Raw genomic sequence first — 19,382 nt, 5'->3', positions numbered from 1 at the left:
GGCTTTTCAGCCAGGAAGCCGGCTATAATCCGAGAGGTCACAACCGGTTTGTTTCTTTCAAAGAACTGGCGTTTTTCTTTCGCGATGTTGGGAACATGAAAAGAAGGTAGGATGCAGAAGAGCGAACGGAAAATATCTGCCTGCTCTTCTGACTTTTGAATTATTCTTCACACAATCGTTACAGATTGTCTATCCTTCGCAATACAGACACCGTTTTTTAGGATATATACCTCGACATAGTGATTGCCGCGAAAATTCGTCGTCTCTGAATGCGAATCTTCACCCTTTACAATTTGGCCGCGTATTGAGTTGTGCCGGATAGCTTCTTGGCCGCGATTTAGCGTTTTCCAGTATACCTCATATGGCCAGGGTACATTGGTTTTGATACTAAATGATAGAGAGCGCCCAACTTTCACCCTGCTTCCTCTACTTGCCAGCTTGAAGTCCATAAATCCGGCTTTCTTTGTAACTCTTCCCAATATTTGAACGAAAAAAGAAGAGTTGATTTGCTCATTTACACCCAGGTCAGAAAGATGTTGCTCAGTGTCTGCGTAGTTAACGATGCTGCCATCGGACATTCTCCGTTCCGAATTTCGTTTCTCGTCTGGCTTTTTGAAATCCTCTCCAAAAACTTTTTGCCATTTAGAGAGACTTTTGTCCTGATCGGTCTCTTCGTATGCATCGCATACTTTTTCAGAATAATCGATGATCTTGCTTCGAAACACTAACCAACCATCTTGATCCCATCGATCTCCGAAGTTTTCACCCGTGTCCCCAGGATCAGAAATGGTTGGCATATAATAATTGCTTTCCACATAAGAACTTAGCTTTCGAAGTATTGTATACAAAGCTGTTGGGACATCTTCATAACATTTAGGATCTTCCAGAAGAGCAACGTCATTAACCTGCTGGCCAAGTAACGTGCTTAAAATGATTGATTTAACGCTGAACGTTCGCTTATAATCCCGCAAAAACTTAATCAGGCGGACAACTTTGACGAAGTGGTGTTTTGTAATCCGATTTTTATCATCAAGCCATTCTGTGAATCTTTCAGGATCAGTTAGTTCAAACAGATCTTTATGGCGATTTGTCACATATTTCGCACCATGCCTTTCTAAATAGGGAACGATATCAAGGTGAAAATCATTTGCATATTTAATGGTCACACAGCGTGTTTTCCGACTTGCCTTGTCTTCGTAGATACTCCCCTTGAATGCTTTATAGAGGTTATTAACATAGTCGCAGGCGTTCCAATCTTCAAACTCTTCGATGTGAAGTAAAACGTCTGCATCATACTCATCTGTTGCTTTTACGGGCTTTATTATTGTTTTATGGGCATATGATCCTTGGGGAATTACATCCAAGAAATTATCCTTGAATTGTTGCGAGTTTTTCAAAAAATTAGTTATAGCCTCAGTTCGATCGTCCAAGGTGTCAATCCTGGTAGAATTAAGATTCACTTCATTTTCAAGAAAGTATTTGAAGTAGTTAGTTAGTTTCACGAGAGTTGATGGTTAGTGCTGGTGCATATGTTTCGCCGTTATAATCCCAAATTGCGAGAGAAGGATGCACATTTCGCATTATGCCTCTTCCACACACAATTGCGACGGTGAGAGGGGCAGCTAAAAACAGTCTGATTTCTGAGCAGGATTTATGATCTACTTCAATCTGACTTAGAAAATCATGGTAGGTCTTAGTGAAATTCTCGAGAGATTTGCGCTTTCTCACGGTATCCCGAGTTGGTAACACATTTTTAGGGCGAAGGACGTAAATATTTTGGCCTTCTGAATCGGGAATTGTAGATAAATCAATTGTACCACTTATGTTCAGAACCAAGATAACATTGGAGCTAGATGAGTTTTGAGTTTGAATGGCTTCAAATTCAATATCACCACCATCTTCTGGCCAAACCCAACTTTCAGTGTTGCCCCGATGTTTTTGCAACAGCAGTGTCGGGATTTTATCATCTAATTTATATCCTAAATAGACCAATAGAGGAATTCTTGAAAAAGCAAAAATAGAGAGATGCCGAATTTTACCTTTTTTAACTCCTTCAATAATTACTCGAAATGCGTTGTCTATTATGAGCATCCCCATAGACCAGTAGTTATCCCAATTATCCTCTGGCTCAGGTAGGGTCGTTAGATCAATTTCGACACCTTGTTTATCGAAACTGTCTAGGAAGTGCGCAAATTTGTTGTCACAATCAAGTAAGTCGACCATGGCTCTCTGCTGTGACAATTCAACAGTTCCACCACGGATGTTTCCTAGCAATCTGATGACAACAGATTCTGAGTCGTCTTTAAGATTCGTTAAACGGAAAATTCGTGCTTCGTGGTTTTTCTTTAATAGAGCCAATCTGTCAACAGTAAAGACCTCAATCGCTTCTTTTGAATCGGCTATTTTGTGATGCTCAGCACAAAGCAAAATCAAGTTCTCAACCAAATTTCTTTCATTCAAGGGCGTGTCAGCCTCTCCCCGCGGTGAATTTGCTTTCTTAGTCCAGCCAACGATATGGGCCATTTCTCCGACATTTACGCCATACACTAAATCCAAGAGATATTTGTTGCAGTATGCGCATCTACCACCGGATCTCACCCATAACTTAACTCTATCAGCTTCCTTAATACTCGGACGCCTATCGACAGAGTAATTATCAAGTTCAATTGTAGTTAATTCTGCCATTCTAGTTACGAGATGGATTATACACTTGCTTGGGGTTTATGGAATCGGCTTATTTATGAGTAAAACCAAAAGGAGTTAAAGAGGCAAACAAATCCTCCTCAAAAACCACTTCTGGGCCGGCGCCTTTCCTTTTCATATTCATGGCCTTCTCCACCTTTCGCCCGTACATCTCAAATGCCCAGGCAGGGTTCCGCACGTCGCATATCACCAGGTAGTGGAGCTTTGCGGTCACTGAGTCTGCGGCAATGCCTCCGTACATTTCAACAATTTGCGCCAGTTCCTTCCGCGAATACCTTGAAGATTCCCCGGTAAAGCAAAAGGTGCATTCCTGGACCAGGATTGAAACCTGCTGCTCTGGTAGCTTGACGGGATTGGTAACTTTTTCCTGCTCGGCTGGTTTGATGGATGTAATGGATTGGCAGAAAGCCAGCAGCTCGCTGTGATCATCCGCCGATAATTGCCGCTCGGCCTGGATGCGCTCTATGGCTGGTAGCAGCGTGTCAAACGGCCAGGTTTTGAACATCGGTGCATTGTTGGAAGTCCAATTGCCCAAGGCAGTGAGCTCTTCGATATTGATCGTTTGGTCGGCCGAGATTCCGGCCAGAAATCCGCCAAGCTGTTGCGTGGAAGATGTGATCACATCATAGTATGGATTACGGTTGTAATCCAGATAATTCTTGCAAAGCCAGATCAAATCCGCAGCCTCTTCCTCTGTGACAATACCATCGCTGATAGCGGCATTGATCTTGTCTACAAACTTGTTGTAAGGAGCCTTGGCCTGCAAGCTGGAAACAGAGCTGATCCAAGCGCGGAGCATTTCAATCTCGTTGTCATTAATGTGGCCATCAGCCTGAATGCCGACGATGAGCCCATAAAGGGTATTTAAATCTTTATGAACCTGAGCCGGCCCGCAGAATTGGCGGAACGAGCCGCTGTCGTAAGTGTCAAAGTGGGAGGTGTTGAGCATTTGAGAAGTTGAGTTAGGTTTATGCTAACAAGTAACTTTATTGTGCTACCTACTTCTACAAAATCAGATTACTTATTAAACGGTTTTTAATGAGTTGACGCGAGCTTCAAATTCCCTTTCGGTGAATGGAATGGCCGATTTGCTTAGCCGAAGATTTAAAATGTATCTCGGTAGCTGGGCTTCAAGCTCAATACATTCGGAAAACTGCTGGTGATTTATGACAACTATTTCTAACTTAGCTCAACAAACCCTCAACTAATGACATATTTAATAATTATCGGCCTAATACTGTTTTTTTTCTTCAAGCTTGTTACGAAGTTGGCCGGAGTGAATGACAACAGTTCTAAGCCCAGGTCAGTGAGTCCGCCGGTCAATAGGCAAATAAACAAATCTTCTACCTACCAAGACACCTCTGTATATAAACGGTCAGTGGTACAAGCATCTACGATTTCAAATCAAAAACGCACAATGAATTCGTTTCATGACGAGTCCATCATAGAGGTTACACCTGAGCCCATCAGAATTTCATATGATAGCTATTATTCTGATTTCGAGAATAGATCAGCACATACACCAGCTTACGATCCTGATGAATATAAGCTTGGTAAAAAATACAAGGATAAACTTGCTTTGACGAAACAGGAGGTCGGCTGGTTGAACAAATTTTGGAATGATGCCAATGTCTTTAATTCCATTGAAGGTTGCGAGACGGAGATAGTCAAGTTGTATATCGCGTCGATAAAGAAAATCAACAGCTTTTTAAAGAAAGAAGCTTCGACGTTAAGTCGCGAGATTGAAGCGATTGCACAGAAGTCTTTGGATTTTCAAAAATCCCAAACGACTTATTGGACCGACTATGACGTCCGAAGCCACAAGGAATCTATTGAGAAGGAAGCATTTCAAGTCATTTACAAGAGATGTGAATCAGTTGTCCGGGATCGATGGAATCATAAACGAAAAATACAGGCCGAATTTTATCCTTACTCTCCTGAGATCAAAGCGCTATTTGATGAACGATTGGCCGTGGTTATTGACGATGCTGTCAAAAAGTGTTCGCAGCACATAGGGGAGCCTGATGATTTGACGGAGATTGCATTAAACGAAATAGGGACTGGCAGATGGAAAATATACTTTGAAGCAATTATAGAAAATCAGCTGGCAGACGAAAGCGCGACCATCGCACAACTCTATCGCTTGGGAGAACTAAATGCAAAAAACTCGAATGTTGAACACGTTTTCTACGAAGCGTCTAAATTTCTTGCAACTCGGGACAAGGCAGAGAGCCTAAGATTTTATCTGCACTATATCTGGCACGATCTCAACTCTAAACAGGTTGATAGCAAGCAGCTAAATAAAACAATTCAAAAAAAGCTTTTCTCAAAACAGCAGGAATTCGAACACTTCCAGTCTATTGTTGATGATTTAGTCAAAACAAAGGATTTGCCAAAGGCTTTAACGGGTGTTTCTAGTATTTATACCCCTAAAAGAAGGTCGATTGAAATTGATATTTCTGCGGTTCAATTGGTTGAAAGACAGCATGCGGGAACAGTTAGTATTTTAAGCGAGTACTTACGGGACGAGAATGAGCAGGTAAGCGATAATATTGAATTGGTAACAGATGGAGAATTGATCATAGTAGTCGATTCAGCCTCCCCAGCGGCCGAATCAAACGTTGACGGATGCGCTGTAAACCTTTCCGCTGTTCAACGCCAATGTCTTCAAATCTTCGAAAGTGAGGAGTTCGTCGTGCCATTCGGTACAATAGATTCTTTTGCAAAACAGAATGGGCTTTTTAAAAATCAATTGATCGATGGCATCAACGACCAGTGCATGGAGTTGCTTGATGACGTGTTGATTGAGGAGAGTGAAGAGGGATTCGAAATCAATGTAAATTATTATAAAAAGATTTTTGCTGCATGATTACCAACGTAAAACCCAAAGAAGCTACCGCTATCATTAATTCACTACTTGGAGGCGTTGTGCCGAAGATTGGTGTACAACATATCACCGTCGGACGATCGGACGAAGTTGAAGCTTTTTTGAAAGCGCTCGATGACGTGAAGAATGGGCATAGTATTGTAAAATTCTGGATCGGAGATTTTGGGTCGGGCAAGTCTTTCATGCTTCATCTTTTGAATACGGTTGCCCTCAAACAGAAATTTGTTGTTGCAAACGCAGATTTTACACCCGATAACCGTCTTTATTCCAACGACGGGAAGGCAGTTGCGCTGTATGCAGCAATAATGGATAACATCGCAATCCAGACAAAACCTGAGGGAGGTGCATTAGCAACTTTGCTGGACAAGTGGATCGAGCAAATCATGATGCAGACGGCTACTAGCCACAATATCAGCCTTGGGGAGATTCGCGATGAAAAGCATAGCCCACTTATTCAGCAGAATATCGTTCGAACCGTCAATGAAATTACTGAGGTCGGCGGATTTGATTTTAGCTGGGTCATCACCAAATATTACGAGGGATTTATCAAGGAAGATGACGCATTGCGCCGCAATGCATTAAAATGGCTGAAAGGAGAATACAGAACAAGGACAGAAGCCAAGCAGGATTTGGGTGTGCGGGATATAATCAACGACCTTAATTTTTATGACATGCTTAAAAACTTCTGCAAGTTGTTTGTGAGTATAGGCTATGCTGGGTTCATGATTAACCTTGATGAAGCGATCAATTTGTACAAGATCTCAACATCAGTAATGCGTGAAAAGAATTATGAGAAGATTCTTACGATCTACAATGATTGCTTTCAAGGTAAAGTTAGCAATCTGTTTATCAACTTTGCCGGAACCAAGGAAGTTCTTGAAAATCCACGACGTGGCCTTTTTAGTTATCAGGCCTTGAAGTCGAGATTAGAGACCAACAAGTTTGAGACTCTGGAAATACGCGACTTTGCTCAGCCTGTCATAAGACTACTTCCGCTTGATAACAACGAGATTTTTGTGTTACTCAAAAAACTAAAAGAAGTTTTTGATTTTCACTACTCTGTCGAGCTTGACATTTCGGACAGCGACATCCACCAGTTTATGGAAGAGCTTTACAACAAACCTGGCGCGGCAGAATTCCTGACTCCTCGCGAGGTCATTCGTGATTTTCTGAATATTCTCAGCATTATCAGACAAAACCCTGGAGTGGATAAAAGGAAGTTGTTCGGCGAGATCGAAATTCACGACGAGAGACCAGACGAATCTATCTTTGCGGACATTGAAGAACTTTAGGCGTGTTTGACTTACTATCTGAACCTATAAGGAAATACATTCGCGACAAGCGATGGGAGTACCTGCGCCCCATTCAGGCAGCAGCGATAAAGAAAATACTTTCGTCCGACGAACATGTTATTTTGGCTTCTCGTACCGCCTCCGGAAAGACGGAGGCAGCATTTTTGCCAATCTTGTCCAAAGTAGATTTCCGCGAGCCCGGTGTGAAGGTTATTTACATTTCCCCGCTAATCGCCCTGATTAATGATCAGTTTCAGCGGATCGAAGATCTTTGTTCATATTTGGATGTAAGGGTAACAAAATGGCATGGCGAGGCAAGCCGCAGCTTAAAAGAGCAGCTCATAAAGAATCCAAGTGGCGTGCTTTTGATTACGCCTGAATCTTTGGAAGCTATGCTTGCAAACGCGCCTCAAAATGCACGCAAGTTGTTCGGCGCAGTCAATTACATTGTTATTGATGAAATTCACTCTTTTTTGGGCGCTGATCGGGGTATCCAACTGAAATCCATTCTTGCTCGGCTGAAACCACTGAATTCTGGAAAGGCGTCTGTTGTAGGGTTGTCAGCCACAATTGGAGACTATGCGCAGGCCAAGACTATGACTGGGGATGAAGCGAACACAAAGGTATTGCTAGATAAATCGGTAAAGGAAGTAGATGTTAAGCTAAGATATCATTTGTCGGACGGCGCAGACCTGCCCATTGACTTAATGAAAAATTTGTATTTGGAAACAAGGGATCATAAGGTTCTTATATTTCCAAACAGTCGAAGTAGATGTGAGGAAGTGGCGGTGAAGTTGAAAAAGCTTTCTGATAGAGTTAAAGGGCATCCTTACTATTTCTCACATCATTCTTCAATTCACAAAGAATTGAGGGAGTACATTGAAACATTCGCCAAAACAAATGTTAGATATCCTTTTGCGATCGCTTGTACATCAACATTGGAGCTCGGGATTGACATCGGATCAGTGGATATGGTCGTTCAGATTGATTCGGTTCAATCCATATCGTCCCTAGTACAGAGGCTTGGGAGAAGCGGGCGGCGTGAAGGCGAAAAAAGCAAGCTGCTCTTCTATGCGACAAATCCTTGGTCGCTGTTACAGACACTAGCCTGCTTAGATCTTTTTGATGAGGGCTATATTGAACCGTTAAGACCAGCGAAGAAATCATACGATATTCTTCTTCATCAGGTACTTGCTTACGTCAAGCAATTTTCTGAATGCGATTTTAACAAACTTTGGGAAAATATTCACAGTAATCACGCTTTCACTGATATCGAAGAGCATGAGCTAAAAGACATTGTAGCTTGGTTGTTGGAAACAAATCTATTAGAAAAGATTAATGGGCAACTGATCATTGGTGTCGACGGGGAATACATTGTAAATTCCAAGGACTTCTATACAGTTTTCAAAACAGAGCCAGCTTACAAAATACTCCATCAAGAAAAGCCAATTGGAGAAATGCCGTTCTCCCCTCAGTTAGAGATTAATGAAAACCTAATGCTTGCAGCGAAAATTTGGAAAATAATAGACATTGATCACAAAGCCTCTAAGATCAGCGTCATTCCAGCAAGTGATGGGAAAAAACCGGCATTTTCTGGAAATGGGGGCATCGTTCATTCAAAGATTCGTGAGAGAATGTTAGAAGTTCTGGTCGCAAAAAAGGAGCCAGCTGGAATGGACGAAACTGCTTCCGAAGCCTTGCGGCAACTGCGAAAAGAATTTTCAGGATTTGGTATTGAGTGCCTGGAAGATGACCGGCCTGTTCTTTATAAAGACAGTGTCGTACAGCTGTATACATTCCAAGGAACACTTGTGAATAGAACATTGGCTTTCTTTCTTCGAAAGCTGAACATCAGCTTTACGTATGAAGAGTCTGACAGCAGTTTTGTTTTTCGGGAATTGTCTCAGGATTTACCGACTGTTTTAAATGAAGCAATGAGGCTCTTACCTAACCTACACGCTCACATATCTGCGGATCTGGAGGAAAATCCCTCTTTATTAGCTTTTTCGAAATGGGGAGAGTATTTGCCTATTGAATATCAATGTGAGTTGCTGATTAATAAATATTATGATTTTGAAAATGCTTCGGCATTTATAGAGAGGGTGAATTTTGTGCGATTTACTTGATTAAAGCTGTTAGTCTGCGCGTAAAAATACAAGGTGCGGATATTTGCAGTGCGGATTCAGCAGGAGTTCTTAAAAATTGTCGATTAACGAAGTTGTTGTGTTTTCACAAGCCAATTCCGTAGACAATGTCTGCGGAATCAGTGCTCAACTAACTTTTGATCAGCAAAAACGGAATGAATTTTTCCGTTGACTCTATAAATTATGATTGATTTCCTTTGGAAGATCGGGGGGCTAATGACTTTGTTTTCAATATTTAACACCTTGGAAAACGTGAATTTTATCTATGCTTGACCTGTACAATAGGATACTAAATGCAATCCTTAAAAAATATCCTGAACATGAAGAGAAAATAGGGTTGCTGCCGGAAGAATATCCGGAACACTATGAATGCAGGTATGTATTAAACGGTTATTTGCCAAAGGCATTTCATTTAGCAAATGATGGCGAAAACCGGCTGTTGCTATCGATATTCCCTGCTGCAACTTCGGGCAACTATACTCATTACACCATTCACAATATTTTCGATAATAATGGAATTTCATTTACATCCGACAATGCGGAAGTTTTCTTGATAAATATTGATAAGCCATTAAGTGTATTCCACATGACCAATTCTGATAACAGCGTTGATGAATACCTTCCATACACTGAGAAGAAGTTAATCGGTGCAATTTTTAAAGCTTTAGGAAAATGAAATGCTCAGACAAGCTGTGGGTTTAGACATAGATAGAAATATCTTTTGCTTTGTTCAGTTAAACGATATCTAAATTAAGCGATTTATAAAAAACTAACCCCTACTACGTCCTTTACTTTGTGAACACAATTTCATACTATTGAGAAACTTTCCCCTCTATATCAAATGCCATACCTTAATTCAAAACGGCCCAAGAGGCGCTCAGGTATAAAGACTACATTGTTAGTAGTAATTCCGACGATTATTATAGCAGGCTTAGCTTATGCTATATCCGTTCAAAATAAAAATCCTGAAGTTGAATACTATCATAATGCCGTTTCTGCCGAGAGTTATGAGTATGATAACCCATCTAAGTTTTTAAATTCCGATGGGAAATATTGGCGCACAATTCTGGGCGGGAAGTATCGCATCCAGGGTAGAATTAATAATACTGCCACCATAGCAGTTTATAAGGATGCAGTTCTCAATATTAAATTTTACAGTCGTACAAAAACTAGAATAGGAGAGACTCAGGTAACTCTTTACGATGTATTTCATCCAAAGCAAATCGTTAACTTCGATATCAAAGTTGACGCTCCTAAGGCCGCTACCGAAGTCGGCTGGGAGGTATTAAATGCAGCGAGAAATTGATTTAGAAAGTCTATGCACCTCTCCACTTACTTAAGTTAACTTATTGTCAATCTCCTTTCTTGTGTTTGTGCGGCTTTAGTGATGGCGTATTAGCAGGAGTGTCTTTGTTATCTCGTTGACGCCTGTCAGGTTTTCCTGTTGACTCAGCAATTCTTTTTGGTCCCGGTTTAATTCCCATGATCTTTTGTAAGTTAGTTAAATACAAATTATGAATTTATTGTGACAATTCATAATGAATCTATTAAGGCAAGATATTTCTATCCTCTATGTTATGGGTACCGGAATGCTTTCGGGAGCGCTTGAAAATCTGGGAAGATATTTCGATTCCGACGCCTTCGGAAGAGATTTATTGCTTGAAAGCTACGCTTAAATCAATGGATTTATCTTTTCCGATAGATAAATATTCAGAACTTTAAGGGCACTTGCAATAAATGTGAGTGTTCTTAAAGTGACAGACTCAGTCCATTGCAAGCAATGCCGGACTTCAAAAACTATTGCAACTTTTATTGCAACCAAAGAAAAAAGGACTTAGTTTTTGAATCTAAGTCCTTGATTTTCAAGTGGGCGCACCTGGGGCGGAGCCAGTAACTTACTGATTATGAGTTAGTTGTTTAATTATAATTTTAGAATGATTTATTTCTGTCGGTAAATAATGGGGAATCAAAAAAGTCTTTTAAACTAATGTCAATGGAATCGCAGAATTTGTAGATACTGTAAATGGAAGCACCTCTCCCGGATTCTAATCTGTGTAACGCTTGTTTATCAGTATCCAAATTTTCGTTTGCAAAATGGTTTTGCTTCTTACCGGAGGACTTTCTGAGTTCTTTGATCCTTTTGGCAATAGCGTTCTTAATCAACAAGTCTTGTTCATCTAATTTTGCACTCATAGGTGCAATCAAAAGAATTTTCAAAAATAAAAAGTCAGCCATTTGGATGACTTTTTATTTTTTTATATATTTGTTATGTTTAAATACTGCGATACTTCAAAAAAAAATTAGAAGCATTCGTTTAGTGTCCCAATTAGAAAACTAGTAATTTTTGGAACGGGACCAAGTTGAATCGCTCACGACCTAGGCGTGAGATCAGCTTGCTGTTCCAGGGTCTACCAGTACCTCTAATGAAACAAGTTGAGTCTCACGTCCTTTAAGGTTCAACCGCCGCCCAATTTTAGGAACTCAGCTGAATTGATTGCCTTTTGTTTCACGTTGCTTTGTGTAGCACAAACCAAATTGCGCGTATGATGTCGATTCTTGCCTTAGTGATCTGTCCACCCGATTGAAATATGGATTTTTATGATTGGTTACTTGTATCCGTTTTTCGGTGTTCAGGGTCTTCGTTTTTTTAAGGTTATGCCTTACTGAAAACGTAACGGAATTCTATTGTTTTCACTCCATTATTTAGCTGCAATGAACACTCGTTTTTGCTTCCCAGGTAAGCTATTGCCTTACCTTTTATATTTCTCTCTTTTTATATTTCTGCTCTGGTGTTGGAAACCGGTACGTGCACAGTCTCTGAACTCCTTCGGGGCACCTTCGATCGGAGAAAAGGTGCCTGATGTGACCATTGACAACATACTTCATTTCAAGGGACAAAGTGCTAAACTGTCAGATTTCAGGGGCAAACTGCTGATTCTTGATTTTTGGGCGACCTGGTGTAAGCCCTGCGTAATGATGATTCCTCGCATGGATTCGCTCGAAAAACAGTTTGAGGGCCGTTTGCAGTTTCTGCCGGTCACCTATCAAACCAGCCAGGAGGTGTCTGTTTTCCGGGAAAGACTTGCCAAACGTACCGGGCAACGTATAAAGGGGCCGGAAGTGGTCGGCGACCAAAATTTGAAAGCGCTCTTTCCGCACAGCGGCGTGCCTCATTACGTATGGATCGATCAGCATGGAGTACTTCGGGCTATCACGAATCTGGATGAGATCCGGGCCGATAAAATTAAGGCCTTTCTAAGCGGTGACAGCCCGGTTCTTTCTATCAAGAAGGATGCAGACAGACTGACCTACAACCGCCAGCAGACAGCGCTGACTGATTTTTTGGCGCAAAATAAAAATGTTTCTGCCCAAAGCAATTACCACGCCCTTCTGAGCGGTTATATTCCCGGCCTTAGCGGGGGGGCCGCCCTGCATAAGCCCAGCGGCGGCAGTGACAACTGGCGGGTCACCTTCACCAATCTGAATCTTCAGACACTGTTTGCTAACGCCTATGGAAAGGGGAGACGCTTTTTTTCTTCCACTACGATCGCTGTGGAAGTGAAAGACAGCCTGGCTTTTTTTCACATGGGACAAAAAGCCCGTGACTGGATGCCTTTGCATTGTTACTGCTACGAGCTGATTGTACCTTCTGCACTTGCAGACAGCGGATACAATATCATGCAGAAAGATCTGGACAGGCTTTTTGCACGCTACCAGGCGACACTTGAAATCCGGCAGAAAAAGGTGCTGGCACTGGTCAGGACCTCACAGGCCGATAAAATGCGCTCGTCGGCGGAAGCATACAGTGATGACTACGACGGATTTAACTACAAACTTCGCCATGGAAAACTTGCCCATTTTGTAATTGGTCTGAACGGGATGTACATGCAGAGCTCGCCGCTGGAAATCGTTGATCAGACCAGCTATGAAGGCTACGCCGATCTTGATCTGGAAGTGAAATTCTCAGATCTGCAAAGTGTCAACAGCGCCCTTTCAAAATACGATCTGAAACTGGTCGAAAAATCAGAGCCCAGGGAAATTCTCGTGATCCGGGACCGCGCTCTCAAGCATTCTTCCACATACTAACCATTGCTGTGATGAAAATATCTTTTATATCATCTATCTCTTCAATTTGTTTATGTCTGCTTTCAGCCCTGTTTTCTACCGCTTCCGCTCAGTATCTGATGGTCGGAAAAGTGGTTACTGTGCCGGATTCAGCCTCGCTGCCCGGCGCGGTGATCATCACGCAGGGCAATGCTTCGGGAGCAACATCAGATGAAAACGGCGTTTTTAAACTGCGCATTCCTGAATCGTCAGCGGAGCTGCTGATTTCTTATATCGGTTACAAACCGCGCCTGATTCGGGTAAGTTTTCCCTTGCATAGCCCGCTTATTGTTGCCCTTGAAGCGGATGCCAATCAGCTGGGGGAAGTCGTGATTTCCACCGGCTACCAAAGCGTTCCAAAAGAAAGGGCGACAGGCTCGTTTTCTACGGTGGACAATGCGCTTCTTAACAGGCGCGTAAGTACGGATCTGATCAGCCGGCTCTATGATGTGGTGCCGGGGCTGATTGCCAACCAGGGCAAATCCAACGCCCGGGGTCTTTTGATCCGGGGGCAAAGCACGATTAACTCGGGCAGTCAGCCGCTGATTGTAATAGACAATTTTCCGTATGAGGGAGATCTGGCTACGATTAATCCCAATGATGTGCAGAGCGTTACCGTGCTAAAGGATGCGGCCGCCGCCTCGATCTGGGGCTCGCGCGCCGGAAACGGGGTTATTGTCATTACCACCAAGAAAGGTGCAGCCGGCATGCCGACCCAGATAAGCTTTAATTCTAATGTAACTTTCGGCCAGAAGCCTGATCAGTTTTATCAATCCAGGATCAGCTCATCTGATTTTATAGACAATGAGATCCGTTTTTTTGAAAACGGCCGCTACAAGGCGCTTGAAAATAACATTAACCAGTACCCTTTCACGCCGGTAGTCGAGCTTCTGATCGCACGCCGTGATCAGAAGATTTCACCCGAGCAGGCGCTGCAGCAGATCGATGCACTGCGCAGTGTGGATGTGCGAAATGATTACGCGAAGTATCTTTACCAGCCTGCTACCGCCCAGCAGTACGCGCTCAGTCTTCGGGGTGGGAGTGAAAAACAGAAATTCTTTGCATCGGCAGGTTATGACCGTAGCCGGGCCTCTGAGGTAGGAAACAGCTCCCAGAGATTTACCATCAATCTGAATAACAGCTATACGCTCAGTAAAAGACTTGATGTTTCTGCCGGCATTTATTTTACCCAAACGGCCAGCAAACAAAACAGCCAGGGCATTCCAACCTACACCAACCCGCTGACCGGATTCACCGGCGGTGTGATGTATCCCTATGCGGCGCTTGCCAGCGATGACGGATCGCCGCTTGCACTGATTAACGAGTACCGGCTTTCCTACCTGGACAGAGCGGTGGAAAAGGGACTTCTGGACTGGCGTTACAGACCGCTTCAGGAGCTGTCTTACGCAGATAACACGGCCCGGCTTACTGATTACCGGCTGCAAACCACACTGAATTACAAAATTGTCGGTGGCCTAAAGTTCAGCGCCCTTTATCAGTATAGCAAAGGCATCAGTACGGCGCGTAATTACTACAATGCTGATACTTACCTGGCGCGTAGCCTGATCAATACATTCAGTGCTGTTGATGTTGCCGGAGTACTGACAAGACCGATTCCGACTGGCGGAATTCTTGACAAAACAGAAAGCAGCTACAGCGCCCATAACCTTCGCACGCAGCTGGACTATAGCCGCGTGTTTGGCAGCGGAGAGCTTAGCGCGATCGGGGGCTTTGAGCTTAGAGATCTGACCAGAACAGGAAGCACCTTTCGAACCTACGGCTATGATGATAACTACGCTTCGGGCAAGGCCGTTGATTATGCGACAACGTTTCTATATTTTGTTAACCCGGCCGTCAGCTCGCCTATCCCCAATGTAGATACCCAATACCAGGAAACAGACCGCTACCTGTCCTATTACGCGAATGCCGCCTACACTTACCGCAGACGTTACACGCTTTCGGCCAGCGCAAGAACCGACCGAAGCAACCTGTTCGGGGTGAATGCCAATCAGAAAGGGGTACCGCTTTATTCGCTGGGTGGCGCATGGCAGATTAGTCAGGAGCGCTTTTACCATGCAGGTTGGCTTCCTTACCTGAAAATGAGGGGCACTTTTGGTTATAGCGGAAACAGCAACAAGAATGTCTCTGCCTACACAACAGCCTCCTTTGGTGTGCGCGGTGATGTGGGTACGGGAGCTCCCTATGCGGTTATCCAGAACCCGCCGAACCCGGAGCTGCGCTGGGAGCGGGTCAGGACTATTAATCTGGGCGTAGATTTTGAAACCCGCAGCCGGGTTTTAAGCGGTAGCCTTGAATACTACACCAAAAAAGGGCTTGATCTGATCGGCATCATGCCGTATCCGGGCAGCTCGGGCGTAAAGACCTTTACAGGGAACTATGCTTCTACCGCAGGGCATGGAATCGATCTGACCGTAAGCAGCCGGATCTTTGACAAGAGCTTCAAATGGTATGCTGACTTTCTTCTAAGTCAGGTTTCAGACAAGGTAACGCGATACGATGCAGCTTCCACCTCTATATTTTATCTTAGAAACGGCGATGGGGTAGGTACCTACCCTTTGGAGGGAAAACCGCTTTACGCGGTTTATAGTCTGAGCTGGGCAGGTCTGGATCCGCTCACGGGTGATCCGCAGGGGTATCTACACGGTGAAATCAGCAAGGATTATGCAGCGCTTTTAGCAGTTACGCCTGAAAACCTTATTTATCACGGTCCGGCGCGCCCAAAGGTTTTCGGTGCACTTCGAAACACTGTTTCGTGGAAGTCCCTGTCACTTTCTGTCAACGTTAGCTACCGGTTAGGTTACTACTATAAAGATCAGTCCGTTTCCTACACTCAGGTAAACACCGGTGTGCCTACCCATGGCGATTACAGCCGCCGCTGGCAAAAGCCTGGCGATGAGCAGACCACCAGTGTTCCTTCGATGCCAGCCGCGCTCAACAGTAACCGTGACAGTTTTTACTTGTACTCTTCCGCGCTTGTCAGAAAAGCGGACCATATCCGTCTGCAGGATATTAATCTGAGCTATATGCTCACAGGATCCGCATCAGGGAAACTGCCGTTCCGCTCGGCGCAGCTCTATGTGTATGCCAGCAATTTGGGTATTATCTGGAAAGCTGCCAAAGGCAGTTTAGACCCTGATTATGCGCAGTCAATGTTCCCACCGGTACGCACAGTGAGTGCGGGCGTCAAATTCGAGTTGTGATCTTAACCTGATTAATAATGAAAACAGTAAAGAATCTTATTTTAGCTTTGGTAATCATGGGTCCGATGCTCTGTTGTGAGAGCGGGTTTTTAGACAAAAAACCTCAGAAGTCACTTCTGGTGCCCACTACGCTAGGTGATATGCAGGCGCTGCTGGACAATAGCCGGGACCTGATGAATGTATCACCGTATTTGAATGTGATCACCGACGGGGAGTTCAGACTACTCGATGCGGGGCTTAACAGTGTTGCCCGTGTGGTTCAAAATGCGTATGTATGGAGCAGTGAGCCGCCCGCCACCCAGGGGGATTGGGATATTCCTTACAAGCAGGTGTTTTATTGTAACGTTGTACTCGACGGGCTCGCCAAATTAACAGATCAGGCTTCGAGTGATGAATACAAAAGGATCCGTGGCGATGCGCTCTTCTTTCGCGGGCTGGCGCTGTTTAATCTGGTACAGCTGTTTTCTGTTCCCTACAAGGCAGGTTCGGCAGATACCAAAATGGGTATCCCGCTGCCGCTGTCTTCGGATGTGAATCTGAAAATGCCGCGGGCGAGCCTGAAAGCCACGTATGATCAGGTGCTGAAAGATCTCTTGGAAGCAGCCCCGCTGCTTGCAGCCAGACCCTTGTATCTGACGCGTCCATCCAAGGCTGCCCTTCAGGCGCTTTTGGCGCGGGTTTACCTTTTGATGGGAGATTATGCTCTTGCCGCTCAGCATGCAGATGCTGCGCTGGCGCTGCAAAATTCACTGCTGGATTATAATACAGTGCCCACTCAAAGTGCCATTTCTTTTCCACTGCCGCTGAGCGCAGTGAATCCGGAAGTGCTGTTTTATTCCAGGGCAAATACTTCATTTTTGAATAATGCCTCTGTTTTTGCGGATTCGGCGCTTTACTCGGCTTATTCCGAGAATGATCTTCGAAAGAAAATCTATTTTACCAGTGCACTCAAATACAAGGGATCCTATACCGGCACAGCGAATCCCTTTCAGGGGCTGAGCACCGATGAGCTTTATCTGATCAAGGCCGAGTGCCAGGCCAGAATTGGTGCTGCTTCGGAGGCCCTAAAGACCCTTGACGTGCTGCTGCAAAAAAGATGTGTTACCGGAAGATACCAGCCTTTAACGGCTCTAAGTACACAGCAGGTACTAGAAATTATTATCACAGAGCGCAGAAAAGAGCTTGTGGGAAGAGGGCTATGGTGGCAGGATCTCAGGCGCCTTTCTGGTGATTCGGGCTTCAGTTTTAATTTGAAAAGGGTCTCGTCAGGTGTTACGCATTTACTTGTTGCCGGTGATAAGCGTTATGTTTTTAAGATTCCGCTCGATGAGCTTGCAGGAAATCCAATGGAGCAGAATCCCTGAAGGGAACGGGGGTGATTCTGTTTTCAGTGCACCGGTCAGTAAGATGCTCACAGAGAGAATCGGGTCAGTAGGCAAAAAAATCCCCGGCTCAGATAGCGGGCCGGGGATCTAAAAGAGGCAGGTGTTACTGAGCTCTTCCTTTCTCAAAAGCGGAGAGATTGCCCTGACTGTCACGGAAAGCTTTACAGTTTACCTGGTCATCCTCTTCACAAGTTATGCCGCCGGCCGGAATTGGGGTCCAGGTTTCTGATGGGCCATCCGGTGTAGCATTATACACATTCGAAACAACGGCTGTCGCATTGTTGGCAACTGCCAATCCGCCGCCCAGCATTAAAGCAGCAGCAAAAAGGAAATCAATTCTTAACTTTTTCATAAGCGTAAAATTTAAACGGTTAAAAAAATGGAAGGATATTTGATTGCTTACTCGGTTTTCAGGTTTTCAGCAGGGCCTGGCACAGGTAAGGCAGCCGTTCTGGCTGTGCCTACTGCGTCTTTTGATATGGTTCAGTCCGGTCTGTTGGCTTTGAATTTTAGCAGCCAAATTCCGGCAAGTGAGAGCAAAAGAAAGAACAGATTGAAAACAAAATGCACCTTAAATCCCATGTTTTTGAGTACCCCACCGCAGCTGCAGGGCACTTTTTCATACACATTTAAAAGCACCAGCCCCATATACACAGTAAATACCAGCATTAGAGCCGCGGATCCGTAAAGCCCGTGCAATCTGAACCTGGGAATTATAAGCAGAAAGACTGCTATAAGCTCAGTAGCGGGGATCAGCCAGACAAGCACAGGTACCGACCATGGTGGGACGGTTTGATTGCTTAGCTCGCTTTGAAACCTTGCGGGACTGGAAAGCTTGGCCGTTGCCGTGTAAAAGAATAAAAGAATCAGTGCTGCACAGATCAGTCTGAGTAGATTGGTCTTCATCTTATTGGATTTTATAACGTTGATCCGGCATTTGATAGAGTCCTGCTGTTGGATCCTTTCTGCTTGCCACGAAATAAAACTAGAATGAAAAAAAATAATTCAACTTCCTGTTTTGTAAGTAGATATAAATTTGTTTTTTGTATGAAGGCCCGTTTTTTGTTTTTTAATGCGCTGTTTTATTCGAAATTTCTTCGGATTCCGCTCATTCTGCCGGCAGAAATTTCCAGGTAGCTGGCAATATCCCTCAGTAGCAGGCGGGATGATGGAAAAATCTGCTGAAACTGCACATAACCCTGCGCGGTGGGCAGCGAGCAGAGAAAAGACCTGAGCTCACCGTGGTTGCGATCATCAAGAATGATCTTACTGGAAAGTTTGGGTGCCTCGCCGAAGCCGTGATACAGATAAAGAATGCTGCTATCAGAAAGTGTTGTCACCTGGCTATCTTCTAATAGCAGGATCCGGTCCGCAGCCGTTTTATGTTTTGGGCTGTTGGCCAGAAGCATCACCTGATTTTCTTTCCAGAACCGGGTAACATGTTCTTTTCCTTCCTGATCCTGATAATACCCTTTTGCAAGACCTTTTTGAATATACCAGATCATAGGTGTGTGACCGTTTTGTCTTAGAATATCACCTTTTTTATACTGTTTTTGCGTTAAGGCTTCGCTTAGCGCCTTCATAAACGGCTCGCCAAGCGGATAAAGCGCTGCAAAATGATCAGTGAGTTTTAAATTTTTCATAAG

Annotated in this window: 16 protein-coding genes; 9 read left to right on the top strand and 7 right to left on the bottom strand. The window is 44.0% G+C overall.

Translation table 11 applies throughout. The features are described 5' to 3' along the window. Positions 1–167: 167 nt before the first annotated feature. From M1L62_RS29540 to M1L62_RS05925, 3 genes are read right to left on the bottom strand one after another with little or no spacing between them, the layout of a single operon-like run. A complete protein-coding gene (locus M1L62_RS29540) occupies positions 168–1,502 on the bottom strand; it encodes an SMODS domain-containing nucleotidyltransferase (protein WP_254412107.1) in 1,335 nt (444 codons plus the stop codon). Continuing rightward, on the bottom strand, positions 1,489–2,685 hold the full coding sequence (locus M1L62_RS05930) for an HNH endonuclease (protein WP_254412106.1): 1,197 nt from the start codon (positions 2,683–2,685) through the stop codon (positions 1,489–1,491). The genes M1L62_RS29540 and M1L62_RS05930 overlap by 14 nt, the downstream gene beginning before the upstream one ends. Before the next feature lie 49 nt (positions 2,686–2,734). Then, positions 2,735–3,652, bottom strand: coding sequence for a BRCT domain-containing protein (locus M1L62_RS05925; RefSeq protein ID WP_254412105.1), 918 nt, complete (start codon positions 3,650–3,652; stop codon positions 2,735–2,737). Positions 3,653–4,120: 468 nt separating this feature from the next. Here M1L62_RS05925 and M1L62_RS05920 point away from each other — a divergent pair, with 468 nt between their 5' ends. The 6 genes from M1L62_RS05920 to M1L62_RS05895 all read left to right on the top strand — a co-directional run bounded on the left by M1L62_RS05920 (position 4,121) and on the right by M1L62_RS05895 (position 10,702). After that, entirely contained in the window at positions 4,121–5,572 is a 1,452-nt protein-coding gene (locus M1L62_RS05920) for a tellurite resistance TerB C-terminal domain-containing protein (protein ID WP_254412104.1), read from the top strand. After that, positions 5,569–6,882, top strand: a complete 1,314-nt coding sequence (locus M1L62_RS05915) for an ATP-binding protein (RefSeq protein WP_254412103.1) — start codon at positions 5,569–5,571, stop codon at positions 6,880–6,882. The genes M1L62_RS05920 and M1L62_RS05915 overlap by 4 nt, the downstream gene beginning before the upstream one ends. 2 nt (positions 6,883–6,884) lie before the next feature. Next, positions 6,885–9,008: a DEAD/DEAH box helicase gene (locus M1L62_RS05910; protein ID WP_254412102.1), complete on the top strand. Its 2,124-nt coding sequence runs from the start codon at positions 6,885–6,887 to the stop codon at positions 9,006–9,008. 283 nt (positions 9,009–9,291) lie between these two features. Further along, positions 9,292–9,702, top strand: a complete 411-nt coding sequence (locus tag M1L62_RS05905) for a hypothetical protein (RefSeq protein ID WP_254412101.1) — start codon at positions 9,292–9,294, stop codon at positions 9,700–9,702. A gap of 219 nt (positions 9,703–9,921) precedes the next feature. After that, a complete protein-coding gene (locus M1L62_RS05900) occupies positions 9,922–10,332 on the top strand; it encodes a hypothetical protein (protein ID WP_254412100.1) in 411 nt (136 codons plus the stop codon). 232 nt (positions 10,333–10,564) lie between these two features. Next, complete coding sequence (locus tag M1L62_RS05895) at positions 10,565–10,702, top strand: hypothetical protein (RefSeq protein WP_254412099.1); 138 nt, start codon at positions 10,565–10,567, stop codon at positions 10,700–10,702. Between the two features lie 253 nt (positions 10,703–10,955). On the opposite strand, the gene M1L62_RS05890 is transcribed toward M1L62_RS05895, so the two are convergent. Further along, positions 10,956–11,261: a helix-turn-helix domain-containing protein gene (locus M1L62_RS05890; RefSeq protein WP_254412098.1), complete on the bottom strand. Its 306-nt coding sequence runs from the start codon at positions 11,259–11,261 to the stop codon at positions 10,956–10,958. A 477-nt stretch (positions 11,262–11,738) separates the two neighbouring features. Between M1L62_RS05890 and M1L62_RS05885 the strand changes: the two genes are divergently transcribed. From M1L62_RS05885 to M1L62_RS05875, 3 genes are read left to right on the top strand one after another with little or no spacing between them, the layout of a single operon-like run. Then, complete coding sequence (locus M1L62_RS05885; protein ID WP_254412097.1) at positions 11,739–13,112, top strand: TlpA family protein disulfide reductase; 1,374 nt, start codon at positions 11,739–11,741, stop codon at positions 13,110–13,112. An 11-nt stretch (positions 13,113–13,123) separates the two neighbouring features. Beyond that, positions 13,124–16,351 carry a SusC/RagA family TonB-linked outer membrane protein gene (locus tag M1L62_RS05880; protein ID WP_254412096.1) on the top strand — a complete coding sequence of 1,076 codons (3,228 nt, stop codon included), beginning with the start codon at positions 13,124–13,126 and terminating at the stop codon, positions 16,349–16,351. Between the two features lie 17 nt (positions 16,352–16,368). Continuing rightward, positions 16,369–17,715, top strand: a complete 1,347-nt coding sequence (locus M1L62_RS05875) for a RagB/SusD family nutrient uptake outer membrane protein (protein WP_254412095.1) — start codon at positions 16,369–16,371, stop codon at positions 17,713–17,715. Positions 17,716–17,839: 124 nt separating this feature from the next. On the opposite strand, the gene M1L62_RS05870 is transcribed toward M1L62_RS05875, so the two are convergent. The 3 genes from M1L62_RS05870 to M1L62_RS05860 form a co-directional block, all read right to left on the bottom strand. Further along, positions 17,840–18,088, bottom strand: coding sequence for a hypothetical protein (locus tag M1L62_RS05870; RefSeq protein WP_254412094.1), 249 nt, complete (start codon positions 18,086–18,088; stop codon positions 17,840–17,842). A gap of 131 nt (positions 18,089–18,219) precedes the next feature. After that, entirely contained in the window at positions 18,220–18,642 is a 423-nt protein-coding gene (locus M1L62_RS05865) for a MauE/DoxX family redox-associated membrane protein (RefSeq protein WP_254412093.1), read from the bottom strand. Positions 18,643–18,818: 176 nt separating this feature from the next. Next, on the bottom strand, positions 18,819–19,379 hold the full coding sequence (locus M1L62_RS05860; protein ID WP_254412092.1) for a cyclic nucleotide-binding domain-containing protein: 561 nt from the start codon (positions 19,377–19,379) through the stop codon (positions 18,819–18,821). Between the last annotated feature and the right edge of the window lie 3 nt (positions 19,380–19,382).

The sequence above is a fragment of the Dyadobacter diqingensis genome (assembly GCF_024220585.1).
Lineage (GTDB): Bacteria > Bacteroidota > Bacteroidia > Cytophagales > Spirosomataceae > Dyadobacter > Dyadobacter diqingensis.
Note: the sequence above shows the minus strand (reverse complement) of the source record. Positions and strands in the feature narration are given on the sequence as shown.

Bases quoted from the DNA above. Each gene is read 5' to 3' on its own strand.
- M1L62_RS05895 (WP_254412099.1), top strand. From the start codon at position 10,565: ATGAATCTATTAAGGCAAGATATTTCTATCCTCTATGTTATGGGTACC.
- M1L62_RS05905 (WP_254412101.1), top strand. From the start codon at position 9,292: ATGCTTGACCTGTACAATAGGATACTAAATGCAATCCTTAAAAAATAT.
- M1L62_RS05860 (WP_254412092.1), bottom strand. From the start codon at position 19,379: ATGAAAAATTTAAAACTCACTGATCATTTTGCAGCGCTTTATCCGCTT.
- M1L62_RS05930 (WP_254412106.1), bottom strand. From the start codon at position 2,685: ATGGCAGAATTAACTACAATTGAACTTGATAATTACTCTGTCGATAGG.
- M1L62_RS05890 (WP_254412098.1), bottom strand. From the start codon at position 11,261: ATGGCTGACTTTTTATTTTTGAAAATTCTTTTGATTGCACCTATGAGT.
- M1L62_RS05865 (WP_254412093.1), bottom strand. From the start codon at position 18,642: ATGAAGACCAATCTACTCAGACTGATCTGTGCAGCACTGATTCTTTTA.
- M1L62_RS05875 (WP_254412095.1), top strand. From the start codon at position 16,369: ATGAAAACAGTAAAGAATCTTATTTTAGCTTTGGTAATCATGGGTCCG.
- M1L62_RS05925 (WP_254412105.1), bottom strand. From the start codon at position 3,652: ATGCTCAACACCTCCCACTTTGACACTTACGACAGCGGCTCGTTCCGC.
- M1L62_RS05885 (WP_254412097.1), top strand. From the start codon at position 11,739: ATGAACACTCGTTTTTGCTTCCCAGGTAAGCTATTGCCTTACCTTTTA.
- M1L62_RS05920 (WP_254412104.1), top strand. From the start codon at position 4,121: ATGAATTCGTTTCATGACGAGTCCATCATAGAGGTTACACCTGAGCCC.
- M1L62_RS05915 (WP_254412103.1), top strand. From the start codon at position 5,569: ATGATTACCAACGTAAAACCCAAAGAAGCTACCGCTATCATTAATTCA.
- M1L62_RS05870 (WP_254412094.1), bottom strand. From the start codon at position 18,088: ATGAAAAAGTTAAGAATTGATTTCCTTTTTGCTGCTGCTTTAATGCTG.
- M1L62_RS05880 (WP_254412096.1), top strand. From the start codon at position 13,124: ATGAAAATATCTTTTATATCATCTATCTCTTCAATTTGTTTATGTCTG.